Origin of the sequence: Terrabacter sp. GCM10028922, from assembly GCF_042666095.1 — a bacterium.
Classification (GTDB): domain Bacteria; phylum Actinomycetota; class Actinomycetes; order Actinomycetales; family Dermatophilaceae; genus Terrabacter.
On sequence record NZ_JBHTFG010000023.1, the window covers coordinates 123,746 to 141,719 of the forward strand.

The window sequence follows — 17,974 nt, forward strand, 5'->3', positions numbered from 1 at the left end:
GCTCAGACGGCGAGGCCGCGGCGTTCCCAGGCGGTGCTGCCGGTGCTGCCGGTGCTGCCGGTGCGTCGCGGCGCGGGTTCGTCGACGTGTTGGGGGAGGGCCGAGGTTCCCGTCGCCTCTCCGCGTCGGCGCCGCGCGAGGTCGGTCACGTGGCGTACGAAGTCGTGGCCGATGACGTTCCAGTCGTAGTGCTCCCGGACGTACGCGTGCCCGGCGCGTCCCATGGCCTCGCGGCGCTCGCGGTCGCGCGAGAGCTCGATGAGTGCCGTGGCCGTGGCCTCGGCGTCGTCGAACGGAACGACGATGCCGCAGCCGGCCGTCTCGACGAGGTCGGCGGCGAGCGGCAATGGGGTCGTCACGACGGGCAGGCCGTGGGCCATGTACTCGATGACCTTCGTCGGCATCGAGTGCCGGTAGTTCGGCCGGTCCTCGAGCAGGGAGAGGCCTGCGAGCGCGCCGTCGAGCATCGGCAGGGCCCGGGCGCTCGGCACGAAACCGTGGTGCACGACGTGCCCGCGCTTGACGCCCCAGGTCAGCGTCTCGGCGGTGCGCGAGTCGCGGGCCGCACCGATGATCTCGACCTTCACCTCGCCGCGCGTCGCGACGGTGAGCAGCCGGCCGGCCTGCAGGAGGGTCGCTGCGCCACGGGCCATCGTCAGCGACCCGAGGTAGACGGCGCGCGACCCGCCGGGCGGCTCCACCGTGCCGGGCACGCGCACCGTGTTGGGCACGACGACGTGCTCGCGTTCGAAACGGTCGGCGTACGCGTACTCCGCGAGGATGAGGTCGTGGCGCCGCTCGGCGTGCCGCTCGATCGCCCGCGCCGCACGGGCGAGGGAAGCGCGCGCCCGCTGCGGCACCCACGGCTTGGCCTCGATGGCTGCGGCCGTGTCCTCGTGGACGTCCCACACGAGGTTGTCGAGGCCGAGTCCTGCTGCGGCAGCGACGATCTCGGGGTCATGGACGAGCACCACGTCATGGTCGGCTGCCTCGTGCGCGAGCAGCCGCCGTGCCGCGCGGAACGCCTCACCGCGGCTGCGCGCGACGGCGTGGGGCAGGTCGACGGGACGCAGCCCCGGCACGTCGGGGAGGTCGACGCCGTGCGCCGCGAAGGGGGCGGCATACGTCACCCGGAGACCGGCGTCGAGGAGCGCGCCGATCTGGCGGTGCCGGATGCGCGCGTCCTCCGGGTGGTGGACCACGGTGATGACGAGGGCGCGCAGGGGTGCGTCGGGGCTCACGCCGTGGCCTTCCTGTGCGACTGCTCGTACGCGCGGACGACGTCCTCGGTCGGACCGTCCATGACGAGCCTGCCCTGGTCCATCCACAGGACCCGGTCGCACGACTCGCGGATCGCCGTGTTGCTGTGGCTGACGAGGAAGACGGTCGACGCGTCGCGCCGGATCTCGGCGATGCGCTCGCGGCTGCGTGCCTGGAACTCCGCGTCGCCCGTCGCGAGGGCCTCGTCGATCATGAGGATGTCGGGTGCCGCGGCCGTCGAGATGGCGAAGCGCAGCCGCGCCCCCATGCCCGAGGAGTACGCGCTCATCGGGAGGTCGACGAAGTCGCCGATGCCGGAGAACTCGACGATGTCGTCGTAGCGCTCGCGGACCTGTCGCGGGGTGAGCCCGAGGGCGAGGCCGCCGATCATGACGTTCTTCGAGCCGGTGAGCCCGGTGAGGAGCACGGCGTTGACGCCGAGCAGCGACGGTCGCCCGGCCGCCCAGACACGGCCGCTCGTCGGCGGGATGAGACCGGCGATGGCGCGCAGCAGGGTGCTCTTGCCCGACCCGTTGCGGCCGATGATGCCGACGGCCTCACCGTGGCGCACGGCGAACGACACCTTCTTCACGGCGTGGACCTTGCGGACGGAGCTGACGGGGTTCCTCTTCGTCAGCAGCCGCTCGACGAAGGGCAGGTCGCCGCCCGTGTCGGTGCCCTTCCTCTTCGCGCCGAAGACGGTGTAGACGATGTCGAGGTCCGAGCAGACGACGCTCGGACGTGCCTCAGTTGCTGCCATAGCGACCCTCCCCGCGCCAGAAGAAGACGAGCCCGGCGGCGCAGAGCCCGACTCCCCAGGCCGCGGCCGCGACCCAGCTGCCCCACGTCAGGGCGTACTGGTCCATGAGCGCCTCGCGCGCCGTCGTCATGCTCACGGCGAGCGGTTGGTAGAGCAGCAGCGCGCTGACCAGCCCGTGCCCGGCGTAGTGCGGGATGGAGAAGAAGACGCCTGACACGTAGCGCGCCAGGCGCACGCCGACGGGCACGAGGTTCGACGAGTCGCGAGCGGCGTTGACGATGCGGGCCAGGAAGAACGCGAGCCCGAGGTTGATGAGCGTCTGGAGCAGCAGCGCGACCGGGAAGAGCAGCCAGTGAAGCGAGAACGGCTCGCCGGTCAGCGGGATCATGATGAGGAGCACCGCGAAGGCCGGCACGTTGACGAGCAGCTGCGTCAGCGTCACCGAGATCGGCAGCACCGCCCGCGGGAAGCGCAGCGCGCGGACGAGCCCGATCTGTCCGACGACGGCCCGCGAGCCGGCGATGATGGCTGTCGCCGAGTAGCCGAAGACGAAGATGCCGATGGTCAGGAACGCGATGTAGTTCTCGGTGCCGCCGCGCGTCTTCAGCAGGAGCCCGAAGATGAGGTAGTAGGAGCCGACGAGCAGGAGCGGGTTGATGACCGCCCACAGCTGCCCGAGGTAGTTGTTCTGGTTCGCGGCCCAGGCCTGCGCCGACGACAGGTGCCAGACGAGGTGGCGGTAGCCCCAGACCTCACGCACGTAGCCGCCGAGCCGCGGCCGCACCCCGAGCTCCTCGAGCCCGCCACCGCGGGCCAGTGCTGCGGCCTGCTCCGGTGTGAGACGCGTCGGCAGGGTCTGCTCGTCCACGCCGTCCATCACGTTGCTCCTCGTCATGCCGCCACCGTTCGCGCCTGCTCGTAGACCTGCTCGTATGCCGTCGCGGCCCCCGACCACGTGCGTCCCGTCGCGACGTGGTCGCGTCCGCAGGCCCCGAGCCGCGCCCGCCGATCCGGGTCGCCGACGAGGTCACGCAGTGCCTGCGCCAGCCGTTCGGGGTCGTCGGGCGGCACGACGAGACCGCGGTCGCTGCCGACGAGCTCGCGCAGCGGCGGCAGGTCCGTGACGACGACCGGCCTGCCGAGCGCCATCGCCTCGACAGGCTTGAGCGGTGGCACGAGGGCGGTCACGGGTGTCGCCCGTCGCGGGAGGCAGAAGACGTCGATCGCGGCATGGTGCTCGCGGGTGCGGGCGTGCGACACCCGCCCCGTGAGGACGAACCGCGTGCGCGTACCGGACCGGCGCAGCTCGGTCGCGCGTCGTGCGAGCCGGTCGTGGGTGGGCCCGTCGCCGACGACGAGCACGATGAGACGCCTGTCGTCGAGCAGACCTCCCGCCTCGACGAGCACGTCGAGGCCCTCGTACGCGTTGAGGGTCGAGACGGTGCCGACGACGACGTCGCCCGCGCCGATGTCGAGGGCGGCGCGCACGGCCGCCCCGTCGACGGGGTCGGTGACGTAGGTGTCGGGCACGCAGTTGCCGATGACGTGGATGCGCGACCGGTCCACGCCACGCGCGACGACGTCGTCGCGCATGCTCTCCGACAGCACGACGACGGCGGCAGCCAGTGACATGCAGCGGGTCTCGGTGGCACGCGTCCAGCGGTAGAAGTCGCTCGTGACGTCACCGCCGCGGCTGCGCCACGTGTCCTCGAGGAAGCCCCGGGCCTCGTAGACGACGGGCAGGCCGAGCCGTTCCCCGGCGATGAGCGCGGCCTGACCGTTGACGTGCTTGGAGTGCGCATGGAGGACGTCCGCGCCGACCGCGCGGGCCAGCGAGACGACCGTGGCGGCATACGCCTCGAGGTGGCGGTCGGGCAGGTCGAGACGGCGTCCACCCCGCAGGTCGCGGTGGTAGGGCACACCCTGGAGCGTCGCGAGGCTCGCGGCGCCGACGTGGCCCTGCGCGACGGGGAAGCCGGGTGGCGTGCAGACGTGGGCGTCGAGCCCGGCCGCGCGCTGGGCCGCGACGAGTCCCTGCGTGCGCACGGTGTAGCCGGCCTGCACCTCCGGCAGCGAGTTCGTGACGACGTGGACGACGGCAGAGGGCGTCGACGTGGTCGGGGAGACGACCGTCGGGCGGTCCAGCCCGGCGAGGGCTGCGCCCGTGAGGACCGAGCGCTCACCCTGGAGCCAACGTCGATGGGCGCGGGCGAGGGGGTTGCGCACGCCATCGAGCGCCCGCTGGGCACCACCGACGTCGCCGGCTGCGTGAGCCAGGAACGCCGCTGCGCTGCCGCGAACCGGCTCGGGCTGCGCTGTGCCCGTGGCTGACTCGCTCCACTGACCGGTGGCGGCCGCCGCAGCGAGGAGGTGCTGGGCCCGGCGCGGCCCGGCGCTGCGCAGCTCGTCGGCGAGACGGCGTCGGGCGAGCTCGCGCTGGCCCGACGCGGCGGCGGCGATGACGGAGAGCGGGCCGCTGGTGCGGAGACTCAGCTCACGCCGCACGCCGGCGGGGAGGACACGCGTACCGACCCACACCGCCTGCCACGGGTTGCGAGCCAGGTGGGCGCGGGCCACGCAGGCGGCGAGGGGGAGGTTCGCCACGAGCAGGGCCGTCGTGGTCGGGACGTCACCAACTGTTCGGCTTCCCGTTGCATCGCGTGATCCGGGAGCGCCGAATGCGGATGCCACACTGGCGCCGAGTCTGGGGGTCACCCACCGAACGTTGCAGTCGAACGCCGAACGGCGGACCGGCCCGGGCGGAACGACAGTCGAACAGAGAGAGAAGTTTGTGGTGAACACGCGGCAGCGGTTGCTCTCGGACCTGACCCGGGCGCGGACCGCGGCAGCGCGAGCGGCCCGCGACCCCCTGGCACGCAGCTCCCTCCCGCGGAAGGTGCGGGCCGAGGTCGAGCGTCGCCTTCCCCGGGTGCGGTCGGCGCGGCTGCGCGTCGACCTGCCGCGCGCGGAGATCCCCTCGGGGCCCGTGGCCCGGCCGGGCGTGGCCGCGGCCGTGGTCCTCGACGACTTCTCCCGGCTGGCGCTCGGCTACGAGTGGGTCCAGGTCTGCGTCACGCCGCAGGACTGGCGCGCGCAGCTTGCGGCCAACCCGGTCGACCTGCTCTTCGTCGAGTCGGCGTGGCACGGCAACGGCGGCACGTGGCGCCTCGCCATGACGACCGACGGCGGGCCGTCGGAGCAGCTGCGCGACCTCGTCGAGCACTGCCGGGCCAGCGGCATACCGACGGTCTTCTGGAACAAGGAGGACCCGCCCAACTACGACGTCTTCATCGAGACGGCGCGCCTCTTCGACCACGTCTTCACCGTCGACGCAGGGCGCATCCCCGACTACGAGCGCGACCTCGGCCATTCGCGGGTCGGCCTGCTGCCCTTCGGTGCCCAGCCGCGGATCCACACACCGGTCCGCCACGGTGGTGGGCGCAGGCGTGAGGTGGCCTTCGCCGGCAGCTACTTCGCCGACAAGCACGACGAGCGCCGGGCGCAGATGGCGTACGTCCTCGAACCCGCGCTCCCGCTCGGCCTCGAGGTCTTCTCACGCCTCGCCGGGCGCGACTCCCGCTACCAGTTCCCCCGGACGTATGCCGGGGCGCTCGTCGGCAGCCTCCCGTACCGTCGCATGCTCGGTGCCTACACGGCCTACAAGGTGTTCCTCAACGTCAACTCCGTCGTCGACTCGACGACGATGTGCGCACGCCGGCTCTTCGAGCTGTCCGCGGCGCAGACGCCGGTGCTGTCCGGTCCGGCCGCCTCGATCGAGCCGTTCTTCGGCGACACGGTCCGGGTGACCCGGAGCGCGGACGAGACCGAACGTGAGCTGCGCGCACTGCTCCAGCACGAGGACTACCGCGACCGCCTCGGGCTGCGGGCGCACCGCCGGGTGCTCGACGAGCACACCTACGGCCACCGCATCGCCACGGTGCTCGAGGCGGTCGGGCTCGAGGCACCGGAGCGCGACCGCACGGTGTCGGCGGTCGTCCCGACGATGCGCCCGGACCAGGTCGACCACGTCATGCGTTTCGTCGCGGCGCAGGCGCATCGCGAGGTCGAGCTCGTCCTCGTGACGCACGGATTCGAGGTGGCACCCGACGAGTCACGCCGTCGCGCCGAGGCCGCGGGGCTGGACCCGTCGAGACTCGTGCTCGTGTCGCGCCCCTCGGACGAGACGCTCGGCGTCTGCATGAACGCCGGCGTCGACGCCGCGTCAGGGCGCTACGTCGCGAAGATGGACGACGACAACGTCTATGCCGAGCACTACCTGCGTGACCTCGTGCGGGCCTTCGACTACACGGATGCCGCCGTCGTCGGCAAGTGGGCGCACTACGCGCACCTGACCGCGACCGGTGCGACGCTGCTGCGCTTCCCCGACGCCGAGCACCGCTACGTCGACCTCGTGCAGGGCGGCACGCTGCTGCTCGAGCGCGACCTCGCGGCGCGGCTTCGCTTCGAGGACCTGCCGCGCCGCGTCGACACGACATTCCTCGACAAGGTGCGGGCCGAGGGCGGCCGCGTCTACTCCACCGACCGCTTCAACTTCGTCTCGGTGCGCGCCTCGACGCCGGACGGGCACACGTGGCCCATCTCCGACGTCGAGCTGCTCTCGCGCCGCGGGGTGCTCGCCTTCCACGGCGACCCGACCGAGCACGTCACCGTCTGAGGGGAACCCGTTGATGCCCGCGCCCGCCCGCCGCCTCGTCGCGTCGTACTGCTTCCCGCCCTACAGCGACACGGCCGCCGTCGTCGCCGCCAAACGCGTGCACGACCGCGGCGAGCCCGTCGACGTCATCTGCAACGCGATGGACTCCATCCGTCACCAGGACCCCGACCTCGTGCAGCTGTGCGGCGGTCTCGTGCGGCGCTTCGCCGCGGTCCCGTCGAAGACGGCGTTCAGCTCGTGGGGCTCGATCGTCGACTACCAGCACCTCGGCCTCGAGACGTTCCTGCGCTGGGAGTCGCTGCAGGGTGAGTACGAGTCCGTCTACAGCAGAGCACAGTTCGCGGCGTCGCACTTCCTGGCCGCGGCCCTGAAGACGGCGCGTCCGGGGCTCATCTGGGACGCGGAGTTCTCCGACCCGCTCTCGCACGACGTCCTCGGCGGCGTCCGCTCGGCGCCCGCGCACGACGACCGCACGCTCGCCCGGCTGCGCTCGGCCGTCGAGGCGGCCGGCTTCCGGCCGCCGCCGGAGCTCAACGCCTTCGAGTGGTGCGAGGTCGTCGCGTTCGCCCTGGCCGACTCGGTGATGTTCACCAACGAGCACCAGCGCGACTTCATGCTCGAGGCCTGCCACGACCGCGAGCTCGCCGCGCGCGCCGAGCGGGTCGCCGTGGTGTCTCCGCACCCGACGCCGCCCGCAGCGCTGTACGACGCGAAACCCTCGGAGCACCAGCTGGACCCGCATCGCCGCCACATCGGGTACTTCGGAAACTTCTACGCCAACCGCGGCGTCACCGGCGTGCTCGACGCGTTGGCGCTCCTGCCCCGCGCGGCGCGCGACCGCGTCATGCTCCACGTCTTCACGTCGAAGCCCGACGAGCTCCACGAGGTTGTCGTGGGTCGGGGACTCGCCGACTGCGTGCGGGTCGGCCCGTTCGTCGGGTACCTCGAGTTCCTCGCGCTGTCGCGGCGGATGGACTGCCTGCTCGTCAACGACGCGGTGAGCCCGCCCGGTGCGCCGAACCCGTTCCTGCCCTCGAAGTGGAGCGACTACCGGGGCAGCGGCACGCAGGTGTGGGGTGTCGTCGAGGAGGGCAGCGCCCTCGACGGGCAGCCGCTCGACCACCGCTCGCCGATCGAGCACACGAGTGCCGCCGTGCAGGTCCTGCGCCGGATCAGCGCTCTCCCAGCACGATCCGTCGCAGCTGCTCTCCCGAGTCCGTCCCGCTGAAGCGCCGGCGCACCGTCTCGACGGTTGCCGCGCTCGCCTCGTCCCATGCGCCCGACGCGCTGATGCGCAGGATGCGCTCGGCCGCCTCGTCGGGGGTGGTGGACACCCACTCGGGAGGGAAGAGGCCCGTCGCACCGCCGATGCCGGCATACACCGGCCAGTCGCGGACGACGGGCACCGCGCCGCTCGCGGCCATCTCGACGAGGCCGATGTGGAAGCCCTCGCGCCGGCTCGAGCTGACCGCCCAGCCGACTTCGCGGAGGTGCTCGGGCAGGTGGGAGGTGTAGCCGACGAAGTCGACGGCGTCGGCCACCACCGGGTCGGCGAGGCGTGCGTGGAAGTCCCGGGCGGCGGCGCGCTCGACGGGGTTCGGGTCGTGGACGTCGACGTCGGCGCCGATGAGCCGGAGCCGCCAGCGCGGGTCGTGCCGGCGCAGCGCGGTGATCAGGTCGAGGGTCCACGCCGGGTCCTTCACCTGCTGGGCCCAGCCGACCATGCCGAGCGTCGTGCGGGCGGTCTCGGACTTCGGCAGGACGTAGCGCTCGACGTCGACGGGGTTGGCGACGACGTGCTGGCGCACCCCGCCGAGGCGGCCCCCGAGCGCCGCGGCGGCGGCCCGGCGCAGGTGCTCGCTCGGGAAGATGACGTCGTCGACCTTCTCCCACTGTGCAGTGTGCAGCCACGCGCTCAGCGTGTCGACGCCGTGCAGGCGCACGACGATGCGGGTGCCCTCGGGGACGACCTGGGTGAGCCAGGTCAGGCCCTTGTCGGCCCAGTCGACGAACACGACGTCGGCCGACAGTGCCTCTGCGGTCGCGAGGTCGAGCGGCGGTGGGTGGCCGGTCGCGGAGAGGAGACGCTCGCGCACGGTCACGGGGTCGACGCCGGTGTTGGCGAAGCGCTTCTGCCGCGCCGAGAGGTCGAGCACGTCCACGTCAGCGTGGCCGGTGAGCTCGCTGACGACGGCCTTCGCGAACTTCGGGTAGGCGCCGGGAAGCACCGTCACGCGCAGGCTGTCCGGTCCTTCTGTGCCGCCGGTGCCGCTGGTGCCCGCCTGGCGCGGCGTCCGATTGGTGGTCCTGCTGGTGAGGAGCCGGCAGACCTCGCTCTCACGCAGCGGCGCGAGGAAGGTGTCGGGCTCGCAGACGATCGGCGTGCGGACCTCGGCCGTGTGCAGCCGCCGCGTGAAGAGCAGGTCGAGCGCCACCGTCGTGAGGAACGCCGCCTGGTCGAGGCCGTCGTCCGCGAGGGCTGCATCGGCCTGGCGCAGCGTGTCCGAGACGGCCCCGACGACATCGACCGTCGGGGGGACGGCGCCGGTCAGGATGCGTTGCAGCGTCACGAGAGCGGGGCACGCCTCACCGCCGAAGACGGCCGACCGGTCGTCGAGCAGCTGGGCCGCGGCCTCGAGCCGGCCCGCGCGCTGGAGCCGGTAGGCGACCATCGTCCACAGCTCGGGATCGAGCTCCGCGCGCGTGCGGGTGGCGTCGCCGCGCAGGACGCGGGATGCCCCGCGAGCCGCGTGCGCGTCGGCGAGCGACCCGCGCAGCTGGCTCGCAGCGGTCCGCAGGGTCAGACCCGCGAGCTCGTGGACCCTCACGGTGGGGCTGTCGTCGCCCCAGGTCCGCAGCAGCGTGGGCCCGCCGCGGTCGAGCACGACCCGTGTGCCCGGCTCGGCGAGGAGCGTCGCAGCGCGCTCGTCGACCCGCCCGTATGCCGGCGACGCCAGACCCACGGGCACGACCTCCGGGAGCGCGCGCCGGCCAAGACGCAGCGCTTCCTGCGACACACGCAGGGCGAGCCGGCGACGGCGAGCGCTGCGTGCCCCGGCGGCGCCGATGCGCGACTCGACCCAGCCGATCGACTCGGGCAGCGTGTCGACCCGGTGCGTCTCGGGGAGCTTGCGCAGGCTCTGCTTGAGGCGGCCGCGGTAGTGCAGCACGCGGATGCCGTAGCCGCTGCGCGCGAGGAAGCCGAGCATCCGGGCGTGCTCGTTGACGGACGCGGCGCTGCCGGCGACGACGACGAGCGACCTCTGGCCCCCGGGCGGGGTGTGGAACAGGGCGAAGCCGTCGGTGGCACCGTCGTGAGCGGACGGGGCCAGCGAGTGCACGCCGGCGACCCCGGCGCCTCGGAGCAGCTCCTCGACACGTACGCGTCCACCGAGGTCAGGGTCCGTGTCGGCGGCACGCCGCAGGTCCGCGAGCTCGGCCGCGACGAGGGCGTTCGTCACGGCCGACCGGTCGGCCGGGTCGGCCTGCGTGCCGCAGGTCAGCGCTGCGATGACCGCGATGTGCTCGCGGGCATCGAGGTCGGGGGAGGGGCCCATCACGTAGCCGGCGCCCGACCGGCCGGGGGACAGGTCGACCTCAGTGAACTGCCGGTCGAAGCGGCTCAGCAGGTGCCCGTGGAGCACGGTGTCCTCGCCCGCGCACAGCGTCTCGACGAACGGGGTCTCGACGAGCCACTGCGTCGGGTAGAGCCGCCCGCCCCGGCCCCGCAGCGCGTCGACCGCACGGTGCGGCGCGAGATGGGCACGCGGGCCGTCGACCGGGACCGTCGTCGAGGCCACCGCGACGCGATCGGGGTGGCGGGCGGCATACAGCGCCTCGAGGTGACCGGGCGCGAGCGTGTCATCGCCGTCGACGAACGTCGTCCACGGTGCGCGCGCGAGGCCGACGCCGATGTTGCGGGCAGCGCCGGAGGTCGGCGCCACGGCATCGACGAGCTCGACCTCGTGGCCGGCCAGCGCGCCGAGGGTCACGCGTTCGACGTCCGCACGGGCCCGCGTGCCGTGGCCGTGCAGCACGACGACCACCTCGAAGCGGTCGGCGGGCAGGGTCTGGACCGCCAGAGACTCGAGGCAGGCGGCCACCCGGTCGCCGGAACCGTGGCCGGACACCACGACGGAGAGGTCACGCACCCGGCGAAGGTAGCCGCGGGGGTTGAATAGGCTTGACGGGCACCGAGCCCCGTAGGTGAACGCCCGGTGAAACTCAGGAGGTGCCGTGCCCGAGGGAGACACCGTCTGGCGCACGGCGACCCGGCTGCACGAGGCCCTCGCCGGCCGCGACATCGTCGAGTCGGACCTCCGCTGGCCCGAGATCTCGACGGCTGACCTCACGGGCCGCTCGACGATCGAGGTCGTGAGCCGCGGGAAGCACCTCCTGCACCGCATCGAGGGCGGCCTGACGCTGCACTCGCACCTGCGCATGGAGGGGCAGTGGCGGGTGGAGGCGACGCCCGGCCTGTCCGACCGGTGGCGGCGCAACCCGCAGCTCCGAGCGCTCGTCGCCGCTGCGGACTGGACCGCCCTCGGCCTGAGGCTGGGCATGCTCGACCTCGTGCCGACGGCACGCGAGGTCGGGCTCGTCGGGCACCTCGGTCCCGACGTGCTCGGTCCCGACTGGGACCTCGCGCGGGCGGTCGACAACGTCGCCGCGAGCCGTGCTCCGGTCGGGCAGGGGCTGCTGGACCAGCGCAACCTGGCCGGCATCGGCACCCTGTGGTGCTCCGAGGCGCTCTTCCTCGAGGGCGTGTCGCCGTGGAGGCCGGTCGGCGAGCTGGACCGGTCGGTGCTCGAACGTGTCGTCACGCGTGCCCAGCGCCTCGTCGACAACGGGCGGCGGCAGGCGATGCAGTCGAGCACCGGCAGCTACCGGCCCGACGACGCACACTACGTGCACGCGCGGAGCGGGCGGCCGTGCCGACGCTGCGGCGCGACGGTGCGCGTCGCCCCGATCGGCGAACCGACCCGTGAGCGCGCGATGTTCTACTGCCCGGGCTGCCAGGGCGGGCTCGGGCCGACCGACGACGGCAGACCCCAGGCGCCCCTCGGTTCGAGCCGCGGCGCCACCCGGTCCCGACGCCCCTACTGACCCCTCCGAAGCACACGTGCGTGTCAGACGTCCGTCCTAAGGTGAGAGACACCCACTTCCTCGAGAGGAGCATGGTCATGGCAACCCGCCTCAACCCCTACATCAGCTTCAAGGACAACGCCCGAGAAGCGATGGAGTTCTACTCATCCGTCTTCGGTGGCGAGCTGGCCCTCAACACGTTCGGCGAGTACGGCGACACCGGCCCGAGCGCCGACAAGGTCATGCATTCCCAGCTCGAGACGCCCAGCGGCTACACGATCATGGCCGCCGACACTCCCGAGGGCATGAGCTACGAGCCGGGCACCACCATCGCCGTCAGCCTGAGCGGTGACGACGCCGACGAGCTGCGCGGCTACTGGGACAAGCTCTCCGACGGCGGCACGGTCACGATGCCCCTCGAGAAGCAGATGTGGGGCGACGAGTTCGGCATGGTCACCGACCGCTTCGGCATCGGCTGGCTCGTCAACATCGCCGGCGAACAGTCCGGCGACTCCTCCGGCGGTGCTCCCGCGCAGTGAGTGACCGCCGGTCCGGGGCGGGGGTCGTCGGTCAGGCCCGCCCCGCACCGCCGCCGTAGTGGGCGGCGAGCTGCCGCGACAGCTCGCCGTCGTCGATGAGGCTCGAGTGCGTTCCCTCGGTGCCGCACGCCCAGGCGCCGGCCACGGTGCCCGCCCGCGCGGCGGCGCGGGTGTCACCGCCGCCCAGCCACGTCCTGAGGAACGCCGAGACGTACGCGTCGCCGGCACCGTTCGAGTCGATCGCCGGCCGGCCAGGCAGCTCGACGGCGCCGACCGCGAACGAGCCGCCCTCGCGCACCGTGACCCGGCTGCCGCGCGCTCCGTCCATGACGACGACGAGCCGGGCGCGGCCGCGGTCGAGCACGTCGGCGACGACGTCGTCCTCGACCCCGTCGAGGCGTGAGCCCGACACGAAGACGAGGTCGGCGGCATACGCGAACGGCGTGTGGTGCGGGTTGCGCCCGTCCCAGTCGTGCAGGTCGGTGGAGGTCGTGGCCCCGGCCGCGGCGGCGTCCTCGAGCGCGGCCACGGTCCACGGCATGATCGAGGCGTGCACGTGGTGTGCTCCGGGGAGGTGCCGACGCCACAGCGACGGGTCTGGCGCGAGGTCGTAGGGGTGGCGGGGGTCATAGAGCGACATCCGCCGGCCGGCGGCGTCGACGAGGTTGACCGCCCGACGCGTGCCGCTCTCGTGGACGACGTGGTCGAAGGGGAGGCCCTCCGCGGCGAAGCGGTCCACCAGCATGCGGCCCTCGTGGTCGTCGCCGATGACGTCGACGAACCGTGTCGAGAGCCCGAGCCGGTGGCACCCGAGCGCGACGCCGCTGCCGGTGTGGCCCACGACGGTGTCGATGGGCGGCACGACGTGCGAGTCGGCGAGCGGGACGGGCAGCGCGTCGACGCGCACGATGGTGTCGACGCCGGCGCCGCCGACGACGAGGACGTCAGTGTTCACCGGGTCATTCTTGGTCATTGTCCGTCGGTCTTCACGGACGGGTGACGCTGAGCAGCCCCAGGCACATCTCGTCGGTGGTTCCCTCGCCCCACACGACGTACCGCTCGGGCAGTCCCTCGAGGTCCGGGATCCGGTCGCGCCAGGCCTGGTCGTGGGTGCAGCTGACGCGGATCGTGTCGCCCGGCCGGATCCTCGTCGCGGCGATCGGCACTGCGCCCTGGTCGTCGAAGTCCCAGTCCGCGATGTCGAGCAGGGTGCGGGCCTTCGCGGTGCCGGGGTTGAGGTCGATGCGCAGCGACGAGCCCAGCAGGTGCATGTGGCCGGCGACGGCGCGGACCGTCGCGTCCTCGTCGACCGTGCGGGTGCACGACTGGGTCTTGCCGGGGGACGGGATGACCGTGCCGGAGCAGACGAGCAGCAGCCCGTTGACGATGTGCGGTGACATGGCACCGAAGCGCTCGGTCACGTCGGCCACTGCGGCCGAACGGTCGCACAACGGACCCGACTTGCCTGCGCGACAGGGCAGCTCGACCGGCGCGGGGTAGAGCATGGTCTCGAGCCCCTTGAGCTTTTCCGACGTGGAGAGGCGCAGCGAGACGGACGTGCGATCGGGCTCGGAGCCGTTCCGGAGGTTGTAGTGCACCTGCATGACGAGGAGCGAGCCGCGTTCGAGGGGGATGCCGACGTCGGCGGGCAGGACGTTCTCGCGCCCGCCGGGGGCCCATGCGCCGACCCACGGAGCGTCGTCCAGGGTCGCGCCGCGCGAGCCGAGCCCTGTGCCGCCGAAGCACGTCCAGCCGTTGCCGCGGCTCTCGGCGTCGCGGGCGCGGGCTGCCGCCGCGGCCGAGGCCGGCACGCGGAAGAGGATGACGTGGTGCACCTCGGACGGCTGGCCAGGAGTGATGTCGAAGCCGGTCACGTAGGCGTCGCGGGTCAGGCGCGGGTCGAGGACGAAGCAGCGGTAGTCGTCGGTGCCCGTCGTCGGGGCCTTCGGCGTGTACGACACGGGTGAGGTGACGGTGCGCACGGACTCGCCGGCGCGCAGGGGCACCGGCTTGGCCGGGACCCCGGGCTTGGTGCCGGGCTTGGTGTCGGGCTTGGTGTCGTGCTGGGCGTCGGGGCCCGCGCCGGTGGTTGCCGTGTGGCCCTCGGGACGCGCCTCAGGGTTCGGGTCGGGCGCCCCGCATCCGGCCGCGAGCAGGGCAGCAGCCGTGACCGCAGCAGCGATCGCGCCCACCCCACGTCGGGTCCTCACCCAGCCAGTGTAGGAAGCCGCTCGGCGTGGCGACCCCGATCGCGGTCCTTCCCCGCTCAGTGCACGTCGGCGGCCCGGCTCACCGGGATGCGGCGGACGTCGGGGGCGCTGAGCCGCTCGGCGTTGGCCTCGGAGTCGGCGAGCTCCTTCTGCGACTCGAGCTCGGCCTCAACGCGGGCGATGTACGCCTCGACCTCAGCGTCGACCCGCGCTGCGTCCCACCCGAGCACCGGGGCGACGATCTCGGCGACCGCGCGGGCACTGTCGACGCCGCGGCTCGGCGTCTCGATGGAGATGCGGGTGCGGCGGGCGAGGAGGTCGTCGAGGTGCAGCGCTCCCTCGTGCGTCGCGGCATACAGGGCCTCGACCTTGAGGTACTCCTCGGCTCCGGGCAGTGGCTCGTAGAGCATGCGGTCGTCCTCGGCGAGGGCGAAGAGCTCGTGGACGAGCGAGCCGTAGCGCTCGAGCAGGTGCGTGATCCGCCAGACGGGGAGGTCCTGGTGGCGGGCGAGCCGGTCGATCTGGTTGACGAGGGCGACGTAGCCCTCCGCACCGGAGAGGGGGATGAACTCGGTGACGCTGTCGGAAACGTCGCCGCCGATGTCCTCACGCGCGGCGTCGACGGCGTCGGCGGCCATGACGCGGTAGGTCGTGTACTTGCCACCGGCGATGGAGATGAGACCGGGCTGCGGTCGGGCCACGGCGTGCTCGCGCGAGAGCTGGCTCGTGTCCTCGCTCTCGCCGGACAGCAGCGGGCGCAGGCCGGCGTAGACGCCCTGGATGTCGTCGTGGGTGAGCGGCACCTTCAGGACGGTGTTGATGTGCTCGAGGATGTAGTCGATGTCGGCGCGCGTCGCGGCCGGGTGGGCACGGTCGAGCTCCCAGTCGGTATCGGTCGTGCCGATGATCCAGTGCGTGCCCCACGGGATGACGAAGAGCACGGACTTCTCGGTGCGCAGGATCAGACCCGTCTCGGAGTTGACGCGGTCACGCGCGACGACGATGTGCACGCCCTTGCTGGCCCGGACGTGGAAGCGTCCGCGGCCTCCGGCCATGGTCTGGATGTCGTCGGTCCACACGCCCGTGCAGTTGATGACGACAGAGGCGTGGACCTCGGTGCGCTCCCCGGTCTCGACGTCCTCGACGACGGCGCCGACGACGCGTTCGCCCGCCCGGAGCAGGTCGACGACGCGGGCCGACGACACCACCGTCGCGCCGTAGGCGGCCGCGGTGCGCACCGTGGTCAGCGTGTGGCGGGCGTCGTCGGCCTGGGCGTCGTAGTACAGCAGTCCGCCGGTGAGGGACTCGCGCTTGAGGGCGGGGGCGAGCTTGAGGGCGCCGGTGCGGGTCAGCTGCTTGTGCCGCGGCACCGACCGCGCTCCGCCCATCGAGTCGTAGAGCGTGAGCCCGGCTGTGACGTAGGGGCGTTCCCACCCCCTGCTCGTCAGTGGGTAGAGGAAGGAGACGGGCTTGACGAGGTGGGGAGCGATGCGGCTCAGCATGAGCTCCCGCTCCTTGAGCGCCTCTCGTACGAGGTCGAAGTTCATCTGCTCGAGGTACCGCAGGCCGCCGTGGAAGAGCTTCGAGCTGCGCGACGACGTGCCGGAGCCGAAGTCGCGCTGCTCGACGAGGGCGGTCGAGAGTCCGCGCGTGGCCGCGTCGAGGGCGACCCCGCCGCCGGTGACCCCGCCGCCGATGACGAGCACGTCGAACTGCTTGGTCGCGAGGCGCTTCCACGCCCGTGCGCGGTACTCCGGGTCGAGTCGAACTGGGCTCGTCATCGATACCTCTTCACGTCGCTACCGAGACCGCCACTCTAACGACCACGCGTCGGCGACAACTCCCTGCTCCACGACCGCGACCGCACTCGGCCGTCGGCCCTTCCACTCCAAGTCAGCCGGGGCGGGCTGTCTCAGGATCCGTCGGGTCGCTTGCCCATCGCACCGCGCTGGGCGCCCATGACGCAGTTCGTCAGTCGCGCCAGCCTGCGCGCGCCGAAGAGCGGTGTCAGAACGGTGGTGGGTCGTCGTCCGGTGGGGGGTGGGCTCGCGCGGGGATCGCGCAGGGCTTCGCGCCAGTCCCTGGGATAGGTGACGTAGTCGCGTCCGGCGAGGGTCGTCCAACGGATCCCGTCGTCCGGCGCGCGGGTGGCTCTCCACACTCGAGCGGTCTTGGGGTTGTGGCAGCCGCGGCTCAGCGACTGGGCGTTCGTAACGCTCGTCCGCCCGGCCGGCCACGGAACCAGGTGGTCGAGGTCGCACCGGTCGGCCGGCACCTCGCACCCGGGGCCACGGCACACGCCGTCGACCGCGCGCACGTGCTCGATCATGGCGGCTGTCGGCCGGTAGGAGTCGGTGGACAGCTCGATCGCGCGGCCGGTCTCGACGTCGACGGCGAGCCGCTGCCACACCGAGCCGGGAGCCGTCATGATCTCCCGCGCGTGTGCCGCCGTGACCCAGCCGTGGCCAGGGAGCTCACAGGCGGCGTCGGACAGGCCGGCCGCGACCTCGAACGGCACGACGATGCGCACCGTGGCCGCGGGAAGGCTGCCGTACGAGTTGTGCTGCTGGTCAAGGGAGCCGAACAGCGCCAGCGAGCAGATCACGTCGCTGCGCAGCTGGTCGAGCGTGCGCGGGTCACCCGCTGCGCGAGCCGCCCGAGCGAGCGCATCGGCCCGGTCGAGCGCTGCGATCACGGTCTCGGCCGGTGCGGTCACCGTGAACACGCCCATGCCGTCGTCGGTCAGTCGGCCGTATGCCGTCCGGCCGGCCCGTGCCCGGGCGCTCCGCTCGTCTGCGCCACGAGAGTCGGCCGACCGGAGGCACCGACGGAGGCGGCTCGAGAAGAGGCGTTGCGAGGCGATCGAACCGTCCGGCGCAGGAGCGAGCACGGTCGTCGCGATGTCGCCGACGACGTCGTCGGGCAGCGTGCGTGTCTCGGTGACGAGCTGGAGCGCGCGGTACAGGCTGACCTCGCCTCGGCGCAACGCCTCGCGGACCACCTGCTGACGACGAGGCGCGGTCGCGAGCTCGAGGCGGCGAGACACCTCGGCCGGCCCGACCCCCGTGGCGCACGCGATCTCCTGTGTGACGACCTGCGTCACGGTGATGGGCACGGGGGACGACGTGACCAGAACGGCGGCCTGCTGCTCCTCGATGGTGTGGAGGGCGGCATACGCGTCGATCAGCTGGCCCTCGAGACGCGCCTTCCGGGCCTCCAGGCGTTCGATCTGGGCAAGCGTGGCCTCGGCCGCCGCCAGGAGCGACGGCAGGGGGTCGGGAACGACGTCCGGTGCCTTCACGCCCGCTCGCCTGAGGGCGGCGCCGAGCGCGTCCTCGAGGGCCGAGCGGGTGGGGAGGAAGGGCATACCCCAGTAGAACACATGTTCGACAACAATGGAAGAGTTGTCCACAGCCAATTCACTTGCAGCACAGCCGGTTCCGTG

The 17,974-nt window shown here is 72.6% G+C and carries 13 protein-coding genes; 4 read left to right on the forward strand and 9 right to left on the reverse strand.

The genetic code is table 11. The annotated features are described in order from the left end of the window. Positions 1–2 precede the first annotated feature (2 nt). From ACFQU3_RS17440 to ACFQU3_RS17455, 4 genes are read right to left on the reverse strand one after another with little or no spacing between them, the layout of a single operon-like run. Positions 3–1,241, reverse strand: coding sequence for a glycosyltransferase (locus ACFQU3_RS17440; RefSeq protein ID WP_385912045.1), 1,239 nt, complete (start codon positions 1,239–1,241; stop codon positions 3–5). Continuing rightward, positions 1,238–2,020, reverse strand: a complete 783-nt coding sequence (locus tag ACFQU3_RS17445; protein WP_385912047.1) for an ABC transporter ATP-binding protein — start codon at positions 2,018–2,020, stop codon at positions 1,238–1,240. Before ACFQU3_RS17445 ends, ACFQU3_RS17440 begins: the two co-directional genes overlap by 4 nt. Continuing rightward, positions 2,007–2,915, reverse strand: a complete 909-nt coding sequence (locus tag ACFQU3_RS17450; protein ID WP_385912049.1) for an ABC transporter permease — start codon at positions 2,913–2,915, stop codon at positions 2,007–2,009. The genes ACFQU3_RS17445 and ACFQU3_RS17450 overlap by 14 nt, the downstream gene beginning before the upstream one ends. Continuing rightward, positions 2,912–4,624, reverse strand: coding sequence for a glycosyltransferase family 4 protein (locus ACFQU3_RS17455; RefSeq protein ID WP_385912051.1), 1,713 nt, complete (start codon positions 4,622–4,624; stop codon positions 2,912–2,914). Before ACFQU3_RS17455 ends, ACFQU3_RS17450 begins: the two co-directional genes overlap by 4 nt. 190 nt (positions 4,625–4,814) lie before the next feature. Between ACFQU3_RS17455 and ACFQU3_RS17460 the strand changes: the two genes are divergently transcribed. Next, entirely contained in the window at positions 4,815–6,695 is a 1,881-nt protein-coding gene (locus ACFQU3_RS17460) for a glycosyltransferase (RefSeq protein ID WP_385912053.1), read from the forward strand. Positions 6,696–6,708: 13 nt separating this feature from the next. Next, positions 6,709–7,923 carry a hypothetical protein gene (locus ACFQU3_RS17465; RefSeq protein ID WP_385912055.1) on the forward strand — a complete coding sequence of 405 codons (1,215 nt, stop codon included), beginning with the start codon at positions 6,709–6,711 and terminating at the stop codon, positions 7,921–7,923. Here ACFQU3_RS17465 and ACFQU3_RS17470 read toward each other — a convergent pair. Further along, on the reverse strand, positions 7,868–10,846 hold the full coding sequence (locus ACFQU3_RS17470) for a glycosyltransferase (RefSeq protein ID WP_385912057.1): 2,979 nt from the start codon (positions 10,844–10,846) through the stop codon (positions 7,868–7,870). The two genes, ACFQU3_RS17465 and ACFQU3_RS17470, sit on opposite strands and share 56 nt — an antisense overlap. Positions 10,847–10,931: 85 nt before the next feature. On the opposite strand from ACFQU3_RS17470, the gene ACFQU3_RS17475 reads away from it, so the two are divergent. Both ACFQU3_RS17475 and ACFQU3_RS17480 read left to right on the forward strand, forming a co-directional pair. Next, entirely contained in the window at positions 10,932–11,801 is an 870-nt protein-coding gene (locus tag ACFQU3_RS17475) for a DNA-formamidopyrimidine glycosylase family protein (protein WP_385912059.1), read from the forward strand. Positions 11,802–11,878: 77 nt separating this feature from the next. Further along, entirely contained in the window at positions 11,879–12,319 is a 441-nt protein-coding gene (locus tag ACFQU3_RS17480; RefSeq protein ID WP_385912061.1) for a VOC family protein, read from the forward strand. Positions 12,320–12,350: 31 nt separating this feature from the next. Here the strand turns inward: ACFQU3_RS17480 and ACFQU3_RS17485 are convergent, their stop codons facing one another. From ACFQU3_RS17485 to ACFQU3_RS17500, 4 genes are all read right to left on the reverse strand, one after another. Then, positions 12,351–13,274 (reverse strand): carbohydrate kinase family protein, encoded by a 924-nt coding sequence (locus ACFQU3_RS17485; RefSeq protein WP_385912063.1) that lies wholly within the window; start codon positions 13,272–13,274, stop codon positions 12,351–12,353. Between the two features lie 31 nt (positions 13,275–13,305). After that, the gene (locus tag ACFQU3_RS17490; protein ID WP_385912065.1) at positions 13,306–14,529 is read right to left on the reverse strand and encodes a hypothetical protein; all 1,224 of its coding nucleotides are present in this window, start codon (positions 14,527–14,529) and stop codon (positions 13,306–13,308) included. A 56-nt stretch (positions 14,530–14,585) separates the two neighbouring features. Further along, a complete protein-coding gene (locus ACFQU3_RS17495) occupies positions 14,586–16,310 on the reverse strand; it encodes a glycerol-3-phosphate dehydrogenase/oxidase (protein ID WP_385912067.1) in 1,725 nt (574 codons plus the stop codon). A 131-nt stretch (positions 16,311–16,441) separates the two neighbouring features. Then, complete coding sequence (locus ACFQU3_RS17500) at positions 16,442–17,941, reverse strand: HNH endonuclease signature motif containing protein (RefSeq protein ID WP_385912069.1); 1,500 nt, start codon at positions 17,939–17,941, stop codon at positions 16,442–16,444. Positions 17,942–17,974 lie beyond the last annotated feature (33 nt).